Source organism: Mycobacterium simiae (assembly GCF_010727605.1).
Taxonomy (GTDB): Bacteria; Actinomycetota; Actinomycetes; order Mycobacteriales; family Mycobacteriaceae; genus Mycobacterium; species Mycobacterium simiae.
Map to the genome: position 1 here is coordinate 3,434,322 of NZ_AP022568.1, position 14,932 is coordinate 3,449,253.

The window sequence follows — 14,932 nt, forward strand, 5'->3', positions numbered from 1 at the left end:
AACGGCGCTCATGCGACCGGATCGAATTTCGCGATCAGCCAGGAGCCGTCGACCTTTGTCAGCGTGACCACCACAGCGCTTTTGTTCGTCACGGGATCTTTCTTTTGCACGCTCGTGGTGGTCTGATCGACGAAAACCAACACCACGGCCGAATCGGGATGCACATCCGAAACCGCGGCCCGAACCACCTTGGCGGTCGCGGTCAATTGCCCCTGCTGTGCGGTCGGCCCGAGAACATCGTCGGTGAATTTCGTGTAATAGGCCAGAAAATCGCCGGTGAGGTGCGACTTTGCGGCGGCGAAATCGCGGTGCAAATGCTGATAGGAATATGACAACACCGCCATGGCGCCATCGGATGCGGCCTGGCTCGCCCGGTGCGCCGTCGCGTCGCTTACCCGCTGATCCGGCCGGTACACCACGATGTAGATACCGATGGCGACACCCACGGCGGCAACGACGAACGTGGTCGCGAGGATCGAACGCCACCGGGTCACCCCGCGGCGGACCCAGCGCCGGAGCCCTGCCAGTCGGCCCGGGCGCATCGAATCGTTGCCCGCGGACGGGTCTTCGTGATGCTCGGCGTGCGGGGTGCGCGAGTCCAGGCTGGCCGTCGTCGTTTCGCTGCCGTCCAGCGACGCGTCGCGTTCGACACTCATGACAGGTAATCAACTTTCGACATCTTCAGCTGACCACCGTCGCGATCCAAGGTCACGCTGAGCCGGAACAAGGCCGGTGGCGGCTTGGCGTTATCCGGCCCGGTGGTATTGGTTTTCGCCGCCACCAACACAACTCCCGAATTGTCGCTCAATGACTGCACGGCAACGGCTTCCACGCTGACCTTGTTGCCGATCTTCGAGTCCTGGGCCTTGCTGACCATCAGGTAGGACATCGCTGACAGTTGGTTGTTGAGGTCGCCTGTCGAGGCATCGATCATGCGCTGGACGTCTTCCTTGGCATGCTCGGGGTCGATCGTCATCAGCGCCGTGATCCCTTGTCGGGCGGCCGCACTGAACTCCGCGGTGAGCTGCCGATGGTGTGCCTGGGTGCGGTGCTGCCACAGCATGTAACCGCTGGCGCCGGCGGAAGCCGACACCAGAACGACGCCGGCGGCAACGGCTAGTGTTCTGCGGCCGGGGCGGCGCAGCCAGCGCGGTCGTCCGGGACGGGGCGGCAGCCGTAACCGTTTCCGGGCTTTGGCGGGCCGCTGTTCGGCATCGATAGACTGGTCGTCGCCGGTAGCTCCGGCCGTCCGGCGCAGCCGTTCGAGGCGCGCCCTGGCCGCTTCGGCGCGGGCTTCGGCCTGGGCGACTTCCTGGGCGACTTCCTGGGCAACTTCCTGGGCAACTTCGTCTTCTGCGTCTGTTTGCGGTCCGGGCGCTACTGCGCCGGAGTCAACCCCCGCGGTCGATCGGGGTTCGTCCGGATCGCTCACTGCCGCCGAGTCATTACGACGGTCGACGTCAGGGGACTCCGGATCCTGCACAGAGAAGCAGCTTATCATCTGCACCTCGGCTCAAAACTGTCATCGGGCGGCCGCCATATTGGCTTTTAAGTGCGCAAATCCACGCCCGGCAGGCTAAGGGGCGCAGCGTCGTTCGCGCCGCTCGGGTACGAACAGTCGTCGATACGAAAGATCTTCTCCAAGCAGGAGAATTTTCTTTTCGCATGTGGCAAAGTAATCGGGTGCGATTAATCGTGGCCCTATTTGCCGCGTTGCTCGGCGCCGGTGTGCTGGCGGCGCCGCCCTCTTTCGCCGGGCCGACGGTGTGTGACTATCCCGATTGCACACCGGGCATCATGCCGCATCAGGTCCTTGGGGCACCGTGTGAGAACACCACCTACTACGCCTTCGGTGTCACCGACGGTTATGTCTCGTTCGGCTCGCAGCCCGGCCGGCTGATGTTCTGCGGCTCGCCAAGGAGATATCAGCCCCGATGGTTCCGCTCGCCGCCGATGGCGGGAATCAAGGACGAAGGCGCCGCCTGCCCCATGTACCTGAACTACGTCGCGCAGTCGCCCGACGGGCTGTTCCTGGTCTGCATAGCCCATGACGGCATAACGAGCTGGGTCCGCGGCGATACGTAGCCGCACCGTTTTTCATGTTCACGGGGCGACATAAGGGAGCCGATCGCGATGCAAATCCTCGACTTCAGCACCGGCCAGCCGGTGTGCGGTAAGCGAGGCCTGCGCCGTTCCCGGTGTGCCGCCGCGAAGGTCGCCGCGGCCATTGCCGCCCTGCTGATCGCCCCGAGCCTGCTGACGGGGGTGTCGTCTGCGCGAGCGGACACCGGCCTCGACGGTTACGCTCGCTGCGTCGGTGGCGACACAAAGCCCCCGCCACCGGGGGTCAGCGCAGACGTGTGGTTTCCCAGCGTTCATGTGATCCAGACGGATCTCGACTCCGGTGTTCCCTCTGCGCAGATAGTTCAAATTTTGATCGGTATGGGAGTCAAGCCGGAGGATGCCGCCACCCGAGTGCAGTGTTTCCTCGCCAACCAACCTCGCGGACAAGGGTATTTGTCCCAACAGCAGTCGAACTGACCCACTTACCTGGTCCGTCAGCTGGATGGCTTGGGTGCATCCTGGCGTAAACCGAGCAGGCGCCGAATCATATCCGTGAGCCGAGCCAACAGTGTCTCGTCGTCGATGTCGGCGACCAGCGGGTGCATGACGGCGGTGCTGATGGCTCCGGAAAACATCGCCGCCTCGATCCGCCCGTCCAACCCCGCATCGCTCAGCAGCACCCGATACAGCCGGTCCATGAACCGCTGAAAGGGCTTGTGCTCAGCCAGCAGTCGTACGACCACGGGATCAAACTGCAACGTGCGGACCAGTCGTCGATCACGGACCGCCATGGCAACGACGTTTTCCAGCAGTGCGTCACGCGCTTGCGGACCGTTGCCGTGCGTCTCGGCATCTTCCAGGGCCGGCAACAATCGGCCGAGCTCCCGCTCGGTGACTGCGATGACGATCTGGTCTTTAGTTCGGAATTGGTGGTAGACAGCGGCTTTCGTGATGCCGACGGCGTCGGCGATCATTTGCAGCGAGGTACCGCTGACGCCATGCTGTGCGAACAGGTCGAGGGCGGCGTCGAGTACCCGCGTTCGGGCAGGGCTGTAGTCAACAATTCTCAGCTCTTCGCCGTCGACCGGCTGCCCCGCGGTGCCCACGGACTGAGCCTAGACGAACGGCTATTGACCCTGGACTAGCCGATCGGCTAGCTTCGGTGGCGGGCCGAATGTACTCAGCTGAATTCGCGCTGGAGGGGAGTCACCGATGGCCGACATGGGCGGGAGCCAGGCGAGGGCCCGCAAACCCCGGGTAGCAATGCCGCGACGGTCCGACGGTGAACTCATTCTGCTGTGGACCCTGCCCGCGGCGATGATCCTGTGGATCGCCGGTTTCCTGCTGTTTCCCGGTTTCAATCCGCCAATGTCACCGACCATGCCGGCGCAGCAAGTCGCCGCGTTCTACCGCGATCCGGCCCACCTGCCAGAGATTCGCTACAGCATGATCATGTTCAACTGGTTCGGCGTATGCCTGGTTCCGATTCTGGCGCTGGTGATGGTGCAGATCCGCCGCATGGCACATCGGACGCCGATCTTCTCCTACGCGATGCTGGGGTGTGCGGCCGGTGGCCCGACGCTGTTCCTCGTCGCCAACGTCTGCTGGCTGTTGGCCGCCTTCCGCCCCGAGCGCAGCGCGGAGCTGACGCAATTGCTCAACGACCTGGCCTGGATCACGTTCACCATCCTGGTCCCGTTTCTCATTGGGCAGAGCGTAATCCTAGCTCTAGCAATCTTTTTCGATGATCAGCCGCGACCGGTATTTGGGCGTTGGGTCGCCTACTTCAACCTGGTGGTGGCCGCCGCCCTGGTTCCCGCGGCCTTTGTCGGGGTGTCGTTGACCGGTCCGCTTGCTTGGGACGGCTTCCTGTCGTTCTGGGTGAAAAACGTCGCCATCGGCGTCTGGATCATCGTGATGGGGTTTGTCCTAGGCCGGGCCGTGTATCGGGATCGATCCGAAAACCGGGCAAGCACAGACGAATTGATCAAAACATGAGCGCGGTGATCACTCCGGCCGGTGTTGACGCGCTCGCGCCGCCCGTCGGACCGCTGCCGCGGCGACTCGCCTGGCACCTACTGCGCGGCCCCAAGCGTGAGCTGTGGATGGCATGGGCAGTGCTCGTCGCCTTCTACAGCATCTTCTTCCCGATGTTCTTCATCGTGGCGCAAGTCCAGCCGCCGCCGAAGCCAACCTGGGATTTGTCCTTGCAACGGCACTGGTTCTGCGAGCGTCATCTCGGGATACCCGTGGGTTTCGGGGTCATATTCGCGATCAGCGGCATGATCGCGATCAACAACGCCCTCATTGCCTATTCGATGCGGCGTATGTCGGTCAGCCGCGCATTCGGCTACTCGTATTTGATCATCTACTCGCTCAGTGCCGTCCCTGGCATGCTGCTGCTCAACGTCGCGCTCATGGTGGGGACGCTGCGACCCGATCGGGATCCGGCAGCGATCGGCTGGCTGTACGACTTCGCGTTCTTGTCGTTTGACGGAACCATGGGCGTATTCCTGATCGGCTCACTGATCTGGATGGTCGCGATCCTGCTCGACAAGAACCGGGTCTTCCCCAAATGGTTCGGCTACCTCAACCTGTGCAATGCGCTCACCGAGGTCGTCGTCGCCCCATGCTGGATCTTCCGTCGCGGGGTGTTGGCATGGAACGGCCAGATCGCGTGGTGGCTGGACATGGTCGTGTTCGGCATCTACCAAGTCACTTTCATCGTGATGCTGTTCCAGATGATCCGCCGCGAAGACTTCGGTACCGGACCGTTGCCGGGCCGTCCGCGCACAGCCCGCCGCGGCCGAACGGGTGCGGCGGGCTGATGTCGGATCTCGTGAACACCGGCCGGCGCGGCAGGACGGTGCCGGGCCAGCCGGACATGTGGGCCTTCGTGTTGTTCGAAACATTGGTCTTCACCGGATATTTCGGCTTCTACCTGTTCTCCCGCGCCCAAAGCCCCGAGCTTTTCCTGCGTGCCCAGGCTGATCTGGATCTGCGTATCGGCATCTTCAATACCCTCGTGTTGCTGCTGAGCTCGTGGTCGGTTGCGCGGTGTGTCCAGTGCACCCGCGCTGGCGCCTACCGAGCGGCGCTGCGCGACGTGTTCATCACGGCAGCGTTGGCGGCGGGTTTCCTGTTCTGCAAGGTGTTTGAGTGGGCTCGGCTGGTCCGCATCGGAAATGGTTTGGAAAGCAACGACTTTTTCACCTACTACTTCTTCCTGACCGGGATCCATTTCGTGCACCTGTTGATAGGCTTCGTCGTCCTCGGTGTCATCGTGTACCAAATTCCGCGTGGCAGGCCCCGATCGAGTGATACCCAGACGCTCGTCGAAACCTGCGCAACCTATTGGCACACGGTTGATTTCCTGTGGGTGCTCATCTTCGCGCTGTTGTATGTGGTGAGGTGAAGTGTGAAGTTCAACAAGCGACTGTTCGTGGTGTGGGTGATCCTGGCGTCGCTCACCGTCGGCTATCTGTGGATAGACCATGCGGCCGGCGGCACGCTGCAATCGCGGGCGGTGGTCACCTCGAGCGTCATCGTGATCGCACTCCTGAAGGTACGCATCATCTTCCGCGAGTTCATGGAGGTGCGCACCGCGCCGGTCCTGCTGTGCCGACTCACCGACGCCTGGGTGGTGATCATCGCCGTCGCGCTGCTGGGCTGCTACTTCGTCGGGATGCAGAGCCGCTAGCGGTCGCAGACCGCGGTGTTAGCCCACCGCCGCAACCGAATCGGCGGTCGTGAACGACAGGTGCAGTTCACTCAATCCACGCAGGATGTATGTCGGCTCATAGGTGTAACGCCGCTCGGTAGCCGGCCCGTGATGGGCTTCGTTGATCTCAATATGCGGCATCCGATCCAGGATGCGCTCGATGGAGACTCGGCCTTCCACGCGCGCCAGCGGCCCACCCGGACACGAGTGCACACCGCGGGCGAAGGCCATATGTTCGCGAACGTTCTTGCGGCGCAGGTCGAATTGGTGCGGGTTCTCGAACCGACGGGGATCGCGGTTGGCCGCACCCGGCAGCACCATCACCACGGTCCCGGCGGGCAGGTCCACGCCACCGATGTTGGTGTCCCTGACGACCAGCCGGGAGTCGCTCTTGACCGGGCTCTCCATCCGCAGCGATTCCTCGATGAATCCGGGGATCAGGCTGCGGTCCTCCCGCAACTGCTGTTGCACCTCGGGCCGGTCGCCAAGCGCCTGCAGCGCCGCGCTGAGCAGCTTGGCCGTCGTTTCCTGGCCGGCGGCGAAAAGGAAAGTGGCCGAACGGACCACCTCGATCACCGCGGGCGTCGACCCGTCCGGGTACTTTGCTTCGGCGAGGTGGGTCAGCACGTCGCCGCGCGGTTCGCGCCGGCGATCTTCGATGTAGTTGCAAAACTTGTCGTCGAGCCACTCCAGCGGGTTGATCCCGACCGATTCGTGATCAAGAGCCCCCACGCGCGCGCCGGGACGGTCGGCGCCGAGAACCGAACGGAATTCCTTGTGGTCCTCCTCCGGCACGCCGAGCAGGTCGGCGATCACCAAGGTGGCGAACGGCTTGGAGTATTCGGCGATGAATTCACACTCGCCGTTGTGCAGAAACTCGTCGAGCTGGCGGTCAGCGAGGCGCCACATGAATTCCTCGTTCTGTTTCAACCGGCTCGGAGTCAGCAGTTTGGCGAGCACCGAGCGCGCCTTGGTGTGATCGGGCGGGTCCATCGTGACCATGTGCTCGTTCATCGGGAAGTAGCTGCGGTGCTCATCGATCAGCGCCCCGATGTCGCCCCCCTCGGGCGTGAACGGCAGGGGCGGGAACGGCCCACCGAGTGCGACGATGTTTGAGAACGTCTCGGGGTCTTTGTAGATCTCGGTGGCTTCGGCATAGCCGGTGACCGCGACGACGCCGTGGTGCGGCAGCCGCAACACCGGGTTCTGGCTGCGCAAGTAGTCGAAGTAGGGGTGCGGATCTGGGACCAGCGACGGATCGGTGAAGAAGTCGATCGAGTCAAAGTCGGTCATCGAATTGCATCTCCTGGGCTGAGTTACCGCGCAACGTTGACGGCATGGGCGAGCCGCCCGCGATTTCGAAATACTGCTGAGCACCTGCTTAGCACGACGGTAATGTCGTGGTCAAGGTCACAACGCCGGGCCGCGATACGATTCCCGACGTCGGCAGGTGAGCGTGAAGAGCAGGGAGCAGCGGTATGACATCGGCCCGCAGGATCGGCGCGCCGGACGCCAAGAACCGCGTCCTGCTGCTCGACGCGGCCGAACGATTGATGATCGAGGAGGGCTACGCCGCGGTCACGTCGCGCCGTCTGGCAAACAAGGCCGGGCTCAAGCCTCAGTTGGTGCACTATTACTTCCGCACCATGGAGGAACTGTTTCTCGAGGTGTTCCGGAGGCGCGCCGAAGAGGCGCTCGAAGTGCATGCCAAGCTGATGAAGTCGCCGCAGCCGCTGTGGGCGGTGTGGCGATTCGGGACCGATCCCGCGTTCACCCGCATTTCCATGGAATTCATGGCGCTGGCCAATCACCGCAAGGATATGCGCGCCGAAATCGCTTACTACGCAGAACGATTCCGCGAAGAGCAACGCCAAGCCGTGACGGCCGCGCTGCAGCGTTACGGCGTGGACAACAAGGACATGCCGCCGGTGGTGTTCACCGTGCTGATGTCGAGCCTGTCGAGATTTCTGGTGCTCGAGCAGGCGGTCGGCATCTCCGCCGGGCACGCCGAAACCCGGCAGTTAGTCGAAAGTTACCTGCGCCGGCTGGAGGGCGAGCCGCAGCCGATTCCCGGAATACCGGAGGCGTGGGTGGTTCACCAGTTCCGCAGTGAGCACAGCACACCTTTGAGTCCGTCCTTGGACACGACGACGACGCCGTCCACCGCCAATACGCAGTGAAGTCCCGGCGTGCCGGGCTCGGTTCCGGTGCTCGCCACGACCATCGCGTACGCGTCCGGGTTGGTCATGTCCAGGTCGTAGGTCCACGGCTTGCCCGGGACGAGATCGACGTTGACGTGCGGTGTGAACGAGTAGGGGTTGTGGCTGTAATCAGCAAATTTGTCCGGCTGGTGGTCCAGGTAATAAATGTCGGCGTAGAACGGTTTCTCCGCGGTGACGGCATACTTGACGTGATGCATGACCGGGTCGGCGTGGGCCTGTCCGGTGCTCATCGGCAGACCGGCGCTGACCAACAGCCCGGCCACGCTGAGGGCCGCCCCGAATGTCCGCAGCCTTTGCACGCTGGTCCTCATATGGCTCCTCCGGCCGCCGGGCGCGGTTTGGCGTTTCGGTTCGTTACCCGCTCTGCGGCCTGCCAGTGCGCATCGGCAACCCACAGTCGTGCAAAGGATGCTATCGCCTCGTCCGGCGAAACACCTTTGATTACTCGTTTTATCTCGGCGGCCGGCTGCCGGGCCATCGACGTGGCGAGCGCCCGCCAGCCTTCCTCGAATGAGGCGCGCGGCAACACCACGTCGAACAACCCCATGCGCTCGGCCTCCGTGGCGTCGATCGTTTTGCCGCTGCCCGCCAACAGCAGTGCTCGACTCTTGCCGACGAGCGCGGCCAGCCGCTCGGCACCGCCCCACGCCGGCATGATCTCCAGGGTCACCTGGTTGAACGCGATGTTGACATCGCTTGCGGCGACGCGGATGTCGGCAGCCACGGCCACTTCGGCGCCACCGCCAAACGCGTGGCCGTTCAGTGCGGCGATCACCGGAGCCGGGAAGTCCGCCAATTGGTCACAGATGGACCGCATCCGCTTCGCCATCGCTGCGGCTTCCTCTTCGGTGCGCAACGCGCTGAGTTCCTTGAGGTCACCGCCGGACACGAAAGCCTTGTCGCCGGCGCCTCTGATCACCAGGGCTCGGGCGCCGGAAGCAGCGTCGAGTGCCTTCTCCAGCTGGTCCATGGTGTCGAGCGCGATGGCATTGCGCGCGTGGGGGCGGTCGATGGTGAGTACCGCCAACCCATTGTCGAGCTCCAAATCCAGCATGTTCGTTGCTCCTCGGAGAGCGTCGATATTGGCATTCTCGTGCGGCGAGAATAGCATCATCGCTGCAGGCTGAGCGGGTGCCGGTGAACAACGTTAGGGGTGCTGCAGTGCAGAACCGATTCGTCGCGGCCACCGCCGTCGCACTCGCTGTGGCCGGCCTCGGTGCATGCACCTCGCGACCGTCAACCCCGCTCTCCGGCACGGCGTCCATTACCGTCAACGGCACCGATGCGAATTTCCACATCGTGAAATGCAGCCAGCGGGAATGGACGCGAACGATCGACATCGGCGGCAACTTTTCCGGAGCCAGTCTGATCGTCGACATGGGAGCGCAACCAGCGTCGACGGAGTCGGTGCACATCCGAAATCTCGGCGGGTTCAACGGAATGTACGCCCGGGGCGACGGCGAGCAGGCGGACACGAGCATGTCCGGCGACAGATTCACCGTCACGGGCACCGCGAACGGATTCAAGACCGACAAGCCGAACGAAGCCGCTTCGGCGCCCTTCAAGATCGTCGTCACCTGCTGACCCAGTGGTCCCCGCCGCCCGAAGGGCTTGTTGCGGCGACGACCTGCAAGAGAATAGTATTCTCACAAATTGCAAAGGAGGATCTCATGGGCCAGTTGTCGCATCGGGAAGACGTCCCGTTTCCAATCTTTGACGCGGATAATCATCTCTACGAGCCGCCGGAGGCGCTGACCAAGTTCCTGCCCAAGGAGTACAAGGACTTCGTCCAGTACGTGCAGATCAACGGGCGCACCAAGATCGCCCTGCGCGGCGTGATCAGCAACTACATTCCCAACCCCACCTTCGAGGTGGTCGCCCGGCCGGGCGCCTGGGAGGAGTACTTCAAGTACGGCAACCCCGAGGGCAAGAGCAAGCGCGAGCTGTTCGGCGAGCCGATGCGCGCCATCCCGGCGTTCTTCGAACCCGGCCCGCGGCTGGAGAAGATGAACGAGCTGGGCCTGGACCGCACCCTGATGTTCCCAACGTTGGCCAGCCTGATCGAGGAGCGGTTGCGCGACGACCCGGTCGCCATCCACATCCTGATCCACGCGCTGAACCAGTGGCTCGACGAGGTCTGGGGCTTCAACTACCAGAACCGAATCTTCACCACGCCGGTCATCACCCTGCCGATCGTCGAGAAGGCAATCGAGGAACTGGAGTGGGCGGTCCAGCGTGGCGCCCGCGCCATCTTGGTTCGCCCGGCGCCTGTCCCCGGCTTCCGTGGGCCACGGTCGTTCGCGCTGCCCGAGTTCGACCCGTTCTGGGAGCGGGTCGTCGAGCACGACGTGCTGGTCGGCATGCACTCCAGCGACAGCGGCTACTCCCGATACACCTCCGAGTGGGACGGCGCCGACCAGGAGATGCTGCCCTTCCAAACCAATGCGATGGGCATCCTCAACGAATGGCGTCCGATCCAGGACTCGGTGGCTTCGTGGGTGATTCACGGCGCGCTCTACCGACACCCCAAGCTGAAGGTCGCGATCGTCGAGGCCGGATCGAAGTGGATGACGCCGCTGCTCGACGGCCTGGCCGAGGTCTTCCGCAAGGCGCCCGAAGCTTTCCCGAGCGACCCTGTCGAGATGGTCAAGAACCGCATCTACGTCAGCCCGTTCTTCGAAGACGGCATCGACGATCTGGTCAACCTCGTCGGCGTGGACCAGGTGCTGTACGGCTCGGACTGGCCGCATCCGGAAGGGCTGGCGGAGCCGACCTTTTACGTCAACGCACTGTCGCACCTGTCGGTCGACGACCAGGCGAAGATCATGGGCGGCAACCTTGGTCGACTCGTCACGGTGTGACCCACACGCCGGCCAGTCAGCCCGGGCGGTGACGATGCAGAGCGCACAGCGCGATGAGGTGGGGACACCGCCCGCTTGCGGGGGAGAACCGGCCAATCGAACCTGAATGGGAGACCATCCCCGAGATGGTCTTGAGCGCGGCGGACCGCTTCGGCGACGCGGAAGCAGTCGTCGACGGTTCGCTGCGCTTCACATTTGCTGAAATTGTCGAAAGGATCCGTTGCGCCGCAGGCGCTTTCGCAAACCTCGGTGTCCGACAGGGAAATCGGGTCGCCATTTGGGCGCCCAATTCGGCGGAGTGGATCATCGCGGCGTTCGGGTTGCTCACCGCCGGCGGCGTGCTGGTACCGGTCAACACCCGATTCAAGGCCGAAGAAGCCGGCGACATCATCGCCCGCAGCGGAGTCAAGGCCGTCCTGGTGCAGAAGGGGTTTCTCGGGCAGGACTACGCCGCTCCCGCGGGGATTCCCGTCATCGACCTGAAGTCTGACTTTCTTTCCAGCGGTTCGCCTTTCGAGCGGGCGGTGAGCGGCGACGACATCTCGGACATCATCTTCACGTCGGGCACCACCGGCCGCCCGAAGGGCGCGATGATGAATCATCATCAGACGCTGCGCATGTACCAGGAATGGGCGACACTCGCGGACCTGCGCGAGGGCGACCGCTACCTTCAGATCAACCCGTACTTCCACACCTTCGGCCTCAAGGCGGGACTCATCACGTCCTTCCTGCGCGGTGCGACGATGCTGCCGGTCCCGGTGTTCGACGTCGACACTGTGGTGGAACTCATTGCACACGAACGCATCACGATGCTTCCCGGGCCTCCGACGCTCTACCACTCGCTGCTCACCGTCGAAGACAAGTCCAAGCTGTCGACGTTGCGCGCTGGCGTGACCGGTGCGGCCGACATCCCGGTGGAGTTGGTCCGCCGAATCCATGACGAACTGCCGTTTCAGACCTTGATGACCGGATACGGCCTCACCGAGGCCGGCAACGTCACCCTGTCGCTGCCCGGCGACTCGTTCGAGGACGTGGCAACGACCGCAGGTGTGCCGTGCGAGGGGGTCGAGGTGCGCATCGCCGAGGACGGCGAGGTGCTGGTGCGCGGTTACGGCGTGATGCAGGGGTATTTGGACGACCCCGCGGCCACCGCGGAGGCGATCGACGCCGAAGGCTGGCTGCACACCGGAGACCTGGGCGACTTGGACGGCTCGGGTCGCCTCCGCATCGTCGGACGCAAAAAGGACATGTTCATCGTCGGCGGATTCAACGCCTATCCGGCCGAGATCGAAGGCTACTTGCTCAACCACCCGGCCGTCGCGCAGGTGGCGGTCATCGGAATCCCCGATGACCGGATGGGCCAGGTGGGCAAGGCGTTCGTGGTCCGCAAAGCCGAGGTGACCGCCGCCGAGCTGATCGATTGGTGCCGTGACCGGATGGCCGGGTACAAGGTGCCGCGCGCGGTACAGTTCCTTGATTCACTTCCACTCAACGCGACGGGGAAGGTGATGAAGGACCGACTCCGATGAACAACGGCGACATTCACTCGATGGTGATTGCGTCCGACTATCGCGTCCCCGATCCGACCAAGGTGTGGCCGCTCCTCGAGCGCAACAAGGCGGCGCTTGCCGATATCGGTGCGCACCACGTACTGGTCTACACATCGACGCATGAATACGGCCGGGTGCTGGTGATGATCGGTGTGCACAGTCGCGAGCCGATCGTGGAACTGCTGCGATCGCGGGTCTTCTTCAATTGGTTCGACGAGGCCGGTGTCCAGGACATTCCGGCGGTCTTCGCCGGGGAGATCGTCGACAGGTTCCTTCCGGCACCTTCGGAAACGGCCACCGTACCGGGGGTGGTGGTGGCCGCCATCGCGTCGGTGGACGACGTCGCGACGCTGACCGCCGGCGTCCGCCGGGCGATGGACAGGTTCACCGCCGCGGGCATCCGAAAGACTTGGGTATTCCGTGCTTTCGACGACAGCCAAGAGGTGTTGATCCTGCAGGAGTTCCCCGACGAGAGGAGCGCCCGGCAGTGGATCGAGCATCCCGATGCCGCGGCCCAATGGATGTCAGGGGCGGGAGTCGGTCCGTACCCGCCGCTGTTCGTCGGTCGATTCTCGAACATGATGCGCATCGAGAACTAAGCGAACCGGCCGCTCGATGTTCGTCTGCCTGTGCAACGGGGTCACCAGCCATACCGTGTGCGACGCCGTCGAGGCCGGGGCGGCCACGTCCAACGAGGTCGCCAAGGCCTGCGGGGCGGGCGCCGACTGCGGGCGCTGCCGCCGCACCATCCAGGCGATTCTCCAATCATCGAAACCGAATCGAACGTCTGCGTGAGCTACCTGCGCCGACTGCCATCCGGTGACAACGGCTGGACGAGTTCGACAAGCAGGGGCGGGATCTCGAGGCGTGGCAGGACGACCTCGACGAGCACCATGCGGTCCTGATGCTGTGCCGCCGCGGTCAGGGCATCGTCGAGCTCGCCGTAGGTTTGGGCCCGGAATGCCAGGTGGTCGGTCACCCCCAGCGCGTTGGGGATGTCGGTCCAGTTCCAGCTGACGATGTCGTTGTATGGGGCGGCTTCGCCATGGATCGCCCGCTCGACCGTGTAGCCGTCGTTGTTGACCACCACGATCACCGGGGCCAGTCCCTGGCGGAAGAAGGTGCCCAGTTCCTGCACGGTCAGTTGTGCGGCACCGTCGCCGATCAACAACACGGTTCTGCGGTCCGGGTGTGCCACCCCCGCACCGAGCGCCGCCGGCAGCGTGTAACCGATTGAGCCCCAAAGGGGTTGGCCGATGAACATGACGCCCCGCGGTAGCCGGTGATCGGCCATGCCGTAGAACGAGGTGCCCTGGTCGGCGAGCACCACGTTGCCCGGGGTAAGCGCCTGACACAGCCGATTCCAGACCATCGCCTGGGTTAGCTCACGGTCGGATGCGGGCGGTTCAGCCTCGGTGACGGGTTCGTGGTCGTCGGCTCCCGCCACCGGTGCCGAGCTGATGCCGCGCCGCGTCAGGATCTCGGCCAGCGCGCTGAGCGCGGCTCCCATCTCGAGCGGTGCGAAGACCTGACCGGCCACACTGCTCTGGTACTGCCCGACATCGATGGTGCGGGCCGCGTCGATGTGCTGACTGAAAAAGCCGCTGACCATGTCGGTGAACACCACGCCGGCGGTGACTAGCACCGGTGCATCTTCGATCGCGGCGCGTACCCGCGGAGCGCTGGCGGCGCCGGCATAGATGCCTAAGAAATTGGGGGAGCTCTCGTCGAGCAGGCTCTTACCCCACATCAGCGTGGCGTAGGGCACCACATCGGCGGTCAACAGCGCCTCGAGTTCCTTGACCACTTGTAGGCGGTGCACCAGCAGATCGGCCAGCACCGTCAGCCGGTGGTCGCCGATGAGCGCGGTGGCCGCCTCGACGAACATCGACAACGCCCGTGGGCTGGTGCCGCCGGTGTACCGGGGCAGTGGGGCGTCGGGTTTTTCGGTGGGGAAGCGGGCGACGTCGGTGGACATCAGGATGTAGCCGGGCCGTTTTTGCTCGCGCACCTCCGAGAGCACCCGGTCGATCTCCCGACAGGCTGTGGCCGGCATGAGATTGGCTTGTGCGCAGGTGATTTCGCGACTGATGCGGAAGAAGTGCTCGAAGTCGCCGTCGCCGAGCGAATGGTGCAGCGCCCGCCTGGTGCCCTGGGCGTCTTTGGAGGGGCCGCCGACGATGTGGACGACGGGCACGTGCTCGGCGTAGCTGCCGGCGATGGCATTGGTTGCCGAGAGCTCGCCTACGCCGAAAGTCGTTACGACGGCCGACATTCCGCGCATCCGCCCATACCCATCGGCCGCGTAGCCGGCGTTGAGCTCGTTGGCGTTGCCCACCCAGCGAATGGTGGGGTGCGCGACGATGTGGTCGAGGAATTCCAGGTTGTAGTCACCCGGGACCCCGAAGATCTCGGAGACGCCAAATTCAGCGAGACGGTCTAACAAATAATCGCCGACGGTGTATGCGGAATCCGCGGGGACAGGCCCCGTGCCGAGCGTGCTGTCTGTCACGA

The 14,932-nt window shown here is 64.0% G+C and carries 19 protein-coding genes; 12 read left to right on the plus strand and 7 right to left on the minus strand.

The window, feature by feature from the left end; all coding sequences use genetic code 11:
- Positions 1-8: 8 nt before the first annotated feature.
- Both G6N33_RS16115 and G6N33_RS16120 read right to left on the minus strand, forming a co-directional pair.
- Complete coding sequence (locus tag G6N33_RS16115) at positions 9-656, minus strand: hypothetical protein (RefSeq protein ID WP_044508357.1); 648 nt, start codon at positions 654-656, stop codon at positions 9-11.
- Entirely contained in the window at positions 653-1,483 is an 831-nt protein-coding gene (locus tag G6N33_RS16120; RefSeq protein WP_101528629.1) for a hypothetical protein, read from the minus strand. The genes G6N33_RS16115 and G6N33_RS16120 overlap by 4 nt, the downstream gene beginning before the upstream one ends.
- Positions 1,484-1,665: 182 nt before the next feature.
- Between G6N33_RS16120 and G6N33_RS16125 the strand changes: the two genes are divergently transcribed.
- Together G6N33_RS16125 and G6N33_RS16130 are read left to right on the plus strand one after the other, a co-directional pair.
- Positions 1,666-2,085, plus strand: coding sequence for a hypothetical protein (locus tag G6N33_RS16125; RefSeq protein WP_179962638.1), 420 nt, complete (start codon positions 1,666-1,668; stop codon positions 2,083-2,085).
- Between the two features lie 48 nt (positions 2,086-2,133).
- Entirely contained in the window at positions 2,134-2,541 is a 408-nt protein-coding gene (locus tag G6N33_RS16130) for a hypothetical protein (RefSeq protein ID WP_231382488.1), read from the plus strand.
- A gap of 17 nt (positions 2,542-2,558) precedes the next feature.
- Here G6N33_RS16130 and G6N33_RS16135 read toward each other — a convergent pair whose 3' ends face one another.
- Complete coding sequence (locus G6N33_RS16135; RefSeq protein WP_044508354.1) at positions 2,559-3,170, minus strand: TetR/AcrR family transcriptional regulator; 612 nt, start codon at positions 3,168-3,170, stop codon at positions 2,559-2,561.
- 106 nt (positions 3,171-3,276) lie between these two features.
- On the opposite strand from G6N33_RS16135, the gene G6N33_RS16140 reads away from it, so the two are divergent.
- Genes G6N33_RS16140 through G6N33_RS16155 form a run of 4 tightly spaced genes read left to right on the plus strand, consistent with a single transcriptional unit; the run spans position 3,277 to position 5,764 of the window.
- Complete coding sequence (locus tag G6N33_RS16140) at positions 3,277-4,062, plus strand: hypothetical protein (RefSeq protein ID WP_044508353.1); 786 nt, start codon at positions 3,277-3,279, stop codon at positions 4,060-4,062.
- Positions 4,059-4,892, plus strand: a complete 834-nt coding sequence (locus G6N33_RS16145) for a hypothetical protein (RefSeq protein ID WP_044508352.1) — start codon at positions 4,059-4,061, stop codon at positions 4,890-4,892. The genes G6N33_RS16140 and G6N33_RS16145 overlap by 4 nt, the downstream gene beginning before the upstream one ends.
- On the plus strand, positions 4,892-5,479 hold the full coding sequence (locus tag G6N33_RS16150; RefSeq protein ID WP_044508351.1) for a cytochrome c oxidase subunit 3 family protein: 588 nt from the start codon (positions 4,892-4,894) through the stop codon (positions 5,477-5,479). The genes G6N33_RS16145 and G6N33_RS16150 overlap by 1 nt, the downstream gene beginning before the upstream one ends.
- A gap of 3 nt (positions 5,480-5,482) precedes the next feature.
- Positions 5,483-5,764 (plus strand): cytochrome C oxidase subunit IV family protein, encoded by a 282-nt coding sequence (locus G6N33_RS16155; protein WP_044508350.1) that lies wholly within the window; start codon positions 5,483-5,485, stop codon positions 5,762-5,764.
- 18 nt (positions 5,765-5,782) lie between these two features.
- Here G6N33_RS16155 and G6N33_RS16160 read toward each other — a convergent pair whose 3' ends face one another.
- Positions 5,783-7,078 carry a cytochrome P450 gene (locus tag G6N33_RS16160; protein ID WP_101528628.1) on the minus strand — a complete coding sequence of 432 codons (1,296 nt, stop codon included), beginning with the start codon at positions 7,076-7,078 and terminating at the stop codon, positions 5,783-5,785.
- Positions 7,079-7,263: 185 nt separating this feature from the next.
- Here G6N33_RS16160 and G6N33_RS16165 point away from each other — a divergent pair, with 185 nt between their 5' ends.
- A complete protein-coding gene (locus tag G6N33_RS16165; protein WP_044508347.1) occupies positions 7,264-7,965 on the plus strand; it encodes a TetR/AcrR family transcriptional regulator in 702 nt (233 codons plus the stop codon).
- Here the strand turns inward: G6N33_RS16165 and G6N33_RS16170 are convergent.
- Both G6N33_RS16170 and G6N33_RS16175 read right to left on the minus strand, forming a co-directional pair.
- Positions 7,881-8,237 (minus strand): hypothetical protein, encoded by a 357-nt coding sequence (locus tag G6N33_RS16170; RefSeq protein ID WP_408632799.1) that lies wholly within the window; start codon positions 8,235-8,237, stop codon positions 7,881-7,883. The two genes, G6N33_RS16165 and G6N33_RS16170, sit on opposite strands and share 85 nt — an antisense overlap.
- Before the next feature lie 77 nt (positions 8,238-8,314).
- Positions 8,315-9,061, minus strand: a complete 747-nt coding sequence (locus G6N33_RS16175) for an enoyl-CoA hydratase/isomerase family protein (RefSeq protein WP_044508345.1) — start codon at positions 9,059-9,061, stop codon at positions 8,315-8,317.
- Positions 9,062-9,168: 107 nt separating this feature from the next.
- Here G6N33_RS16175 and G6N33_RS16180 point away from each other — a divergent pair, with 107 nt between their 5' ends.
- From G6N33_RS16180 to G6N33_RS16200, 5 genes are all read left to right on the plus strand, one after another.
- The gene (locus tag G6N33_RS16180; protein ID WP_044508344.1) at positions 9,169-9,591 is read left to right on the plus strand and encodes a lipoprotein LpqH; all 423 of its coding nucleotides are present in this window, start codon (positions 9,169-9,171) and stop codon (positions 9,589-9,591) included.
- Between the two features lie 86 nt (positions 9,592-9,677).
- Complete coding sequence (locus G6N33_RS16185) at positions 9,678-10,868, plus strand: amidohydrolase family protein (protein WP_044508343.1); 1,191 nt, start codon at positions 9,678-9,680, stop codon at positions 10,866-10,868.
- 53 nt (positions 10,869-10,921) lie between these two features.
- Positions 10,922-12,397, plus strand: coding sequence for a FadD3 family acyl-CoA ligase (locus tag G6N33_RS16190; protein WP_081662080.1), 1,476 nt, complete (start codon positions 10,922-10,924; stop codon positions 12,395-12,397).
- Complete coding sequence (locus G6N33_RS16195; protein WP_044508341.1) at positions 12,394-13,017, plus strand: hypothetical protein; 624 nt, start codon at positions 12,394-12,396, stop codon at positions 13,015-13,017. The genes G6N33_RS16190 and G6N33_RS16195 overlap by 4 nt, the downstream gene beginning before the upstream one ends.
- Positions 13,018-13,033: 16 nt before the next feature.
- Positions 13,034-13,213, plus strand: coding sequence for a (2Fe-2S)-binding protein (locus G6N33_RS16200; protein ID WP_044508340.1), 180 nt, complete (start codon positions 13,034-13,036; stop codon positions 13,211-13,213).
- Position 13,214: 1 nt separating this feature from the next.
- Here G6N33_RS16200 and G6N33_RS16205 read toward each other — a convergent pair whose 3' ends face one another.
- The gene (locus tag G6N33_RS16205; protein ID WP_044508339.1) at positions 13,215-14,930 is read right to left on the minus strand and encodes an alpha-keto acid decarboxylase family protein; all 1,716 of its coding nucleotides are present in this window, start codon (positions 14,928-14,930) and stop codon (positions 13,215-13,217) included.
- Positions 14,931-14,932 lie beyond the last annotated feature (2 nt).

Coding starts and splice junctions, on each gene's coding strand:
- G6N33_RS16115 (WP_044508357.1), bottom strand. CDS start 656: ATGAGTGTCGAACGCGACGCGTCGCTGGACGGCAGCGAAACGACGACG.
- G6N33_RS16125 (WP_179962638.1), top strand. CDS start 1,666: ATGTGGCAAAGTAATCGGGTGCGATTAATCGTGGCCCTATTTGCCGCG.
- G6N33_RS16130 (WP_231382488.1), top strand. CDS start 2,134: ATGCAAATCCTCGACTTCAGCACCGGCCAGCCGGTGTGCGGTAAGCGA.
- G6N33_RS16140 (WP_044508353.1), top strand. CDS start 3,277: ATGGCCGACATGGGCGGGAGCCAGGCGAGGGCCCGCAAACCCCGGGTA.
- G6N33_RS16145 (WP_044508352.1), top strand. CDS start 4,059: ATGAGCGCGGTGATCACTCCGGCCGGTGTTGACGCGCTCGCGCCGCCC.
- G6N33_RS16150 (WP_044508351.1), top strand. CDS start 4,892: ATGTCGGATCTCGTGAACACCGGCCGGCGCGGCAGGACGGTGCCGGGC.
- G6N33_RS16160 (WP_101528628.1), bottom strand. CDS start 7,078: ATGACCGACTTTGACTCGATCGACTTCTTCACCGATCCGTCGCTGGTC.
- G6N33_RS16165 (WP_044508347.1), top strand. CDS start 7,264: ATGACATCGGCCCGCAGGATCGGCGCGCCGGACGCCAAGAACCGCGTC.
- G6N33_RS16170 (WP_408632799.1), bottom strand. CDS start 8,237: ATGAGCACCGGACAGGCCCACGCCGACCCGGTCATGCATCACGTCAAG.
- G6N33_RS16175 (WP_044508345.1), bottom strand. CDS start 9,061: ATGCTGGATTTGGAGCTCGACAATGGGTTGGCGGTACTCACCATCGAC.
- G6N33_RS16185 (WP_044508343.1), top strand. CDS start 9,678: ATGGGCCAGTTGTCGCATCGGGAAGACGTCCCGTTTCCAATCTTTGAC.
- G6N33_RS16190 (WP_081662080.1), top strand. CDS start 10,922: ATGAGGTGGGGACACCGCCCGCTTGCGGGGGAGAACCGGCCAATCGAA.
- G6N33_RS16195 (WP_044508341.1), top strand. CDS start 12,394: ATGAACAACGGCGACATTCACTCGATGGTGATTGCGTCCGACTATCGC.
- G6N33_RS16200 (WP_044508340.1), top strand. CDS start 13,034: ATGTTCGTCTGCCTGTGCAACGGGGTCACCAGCCATACCGTGTGCGAC.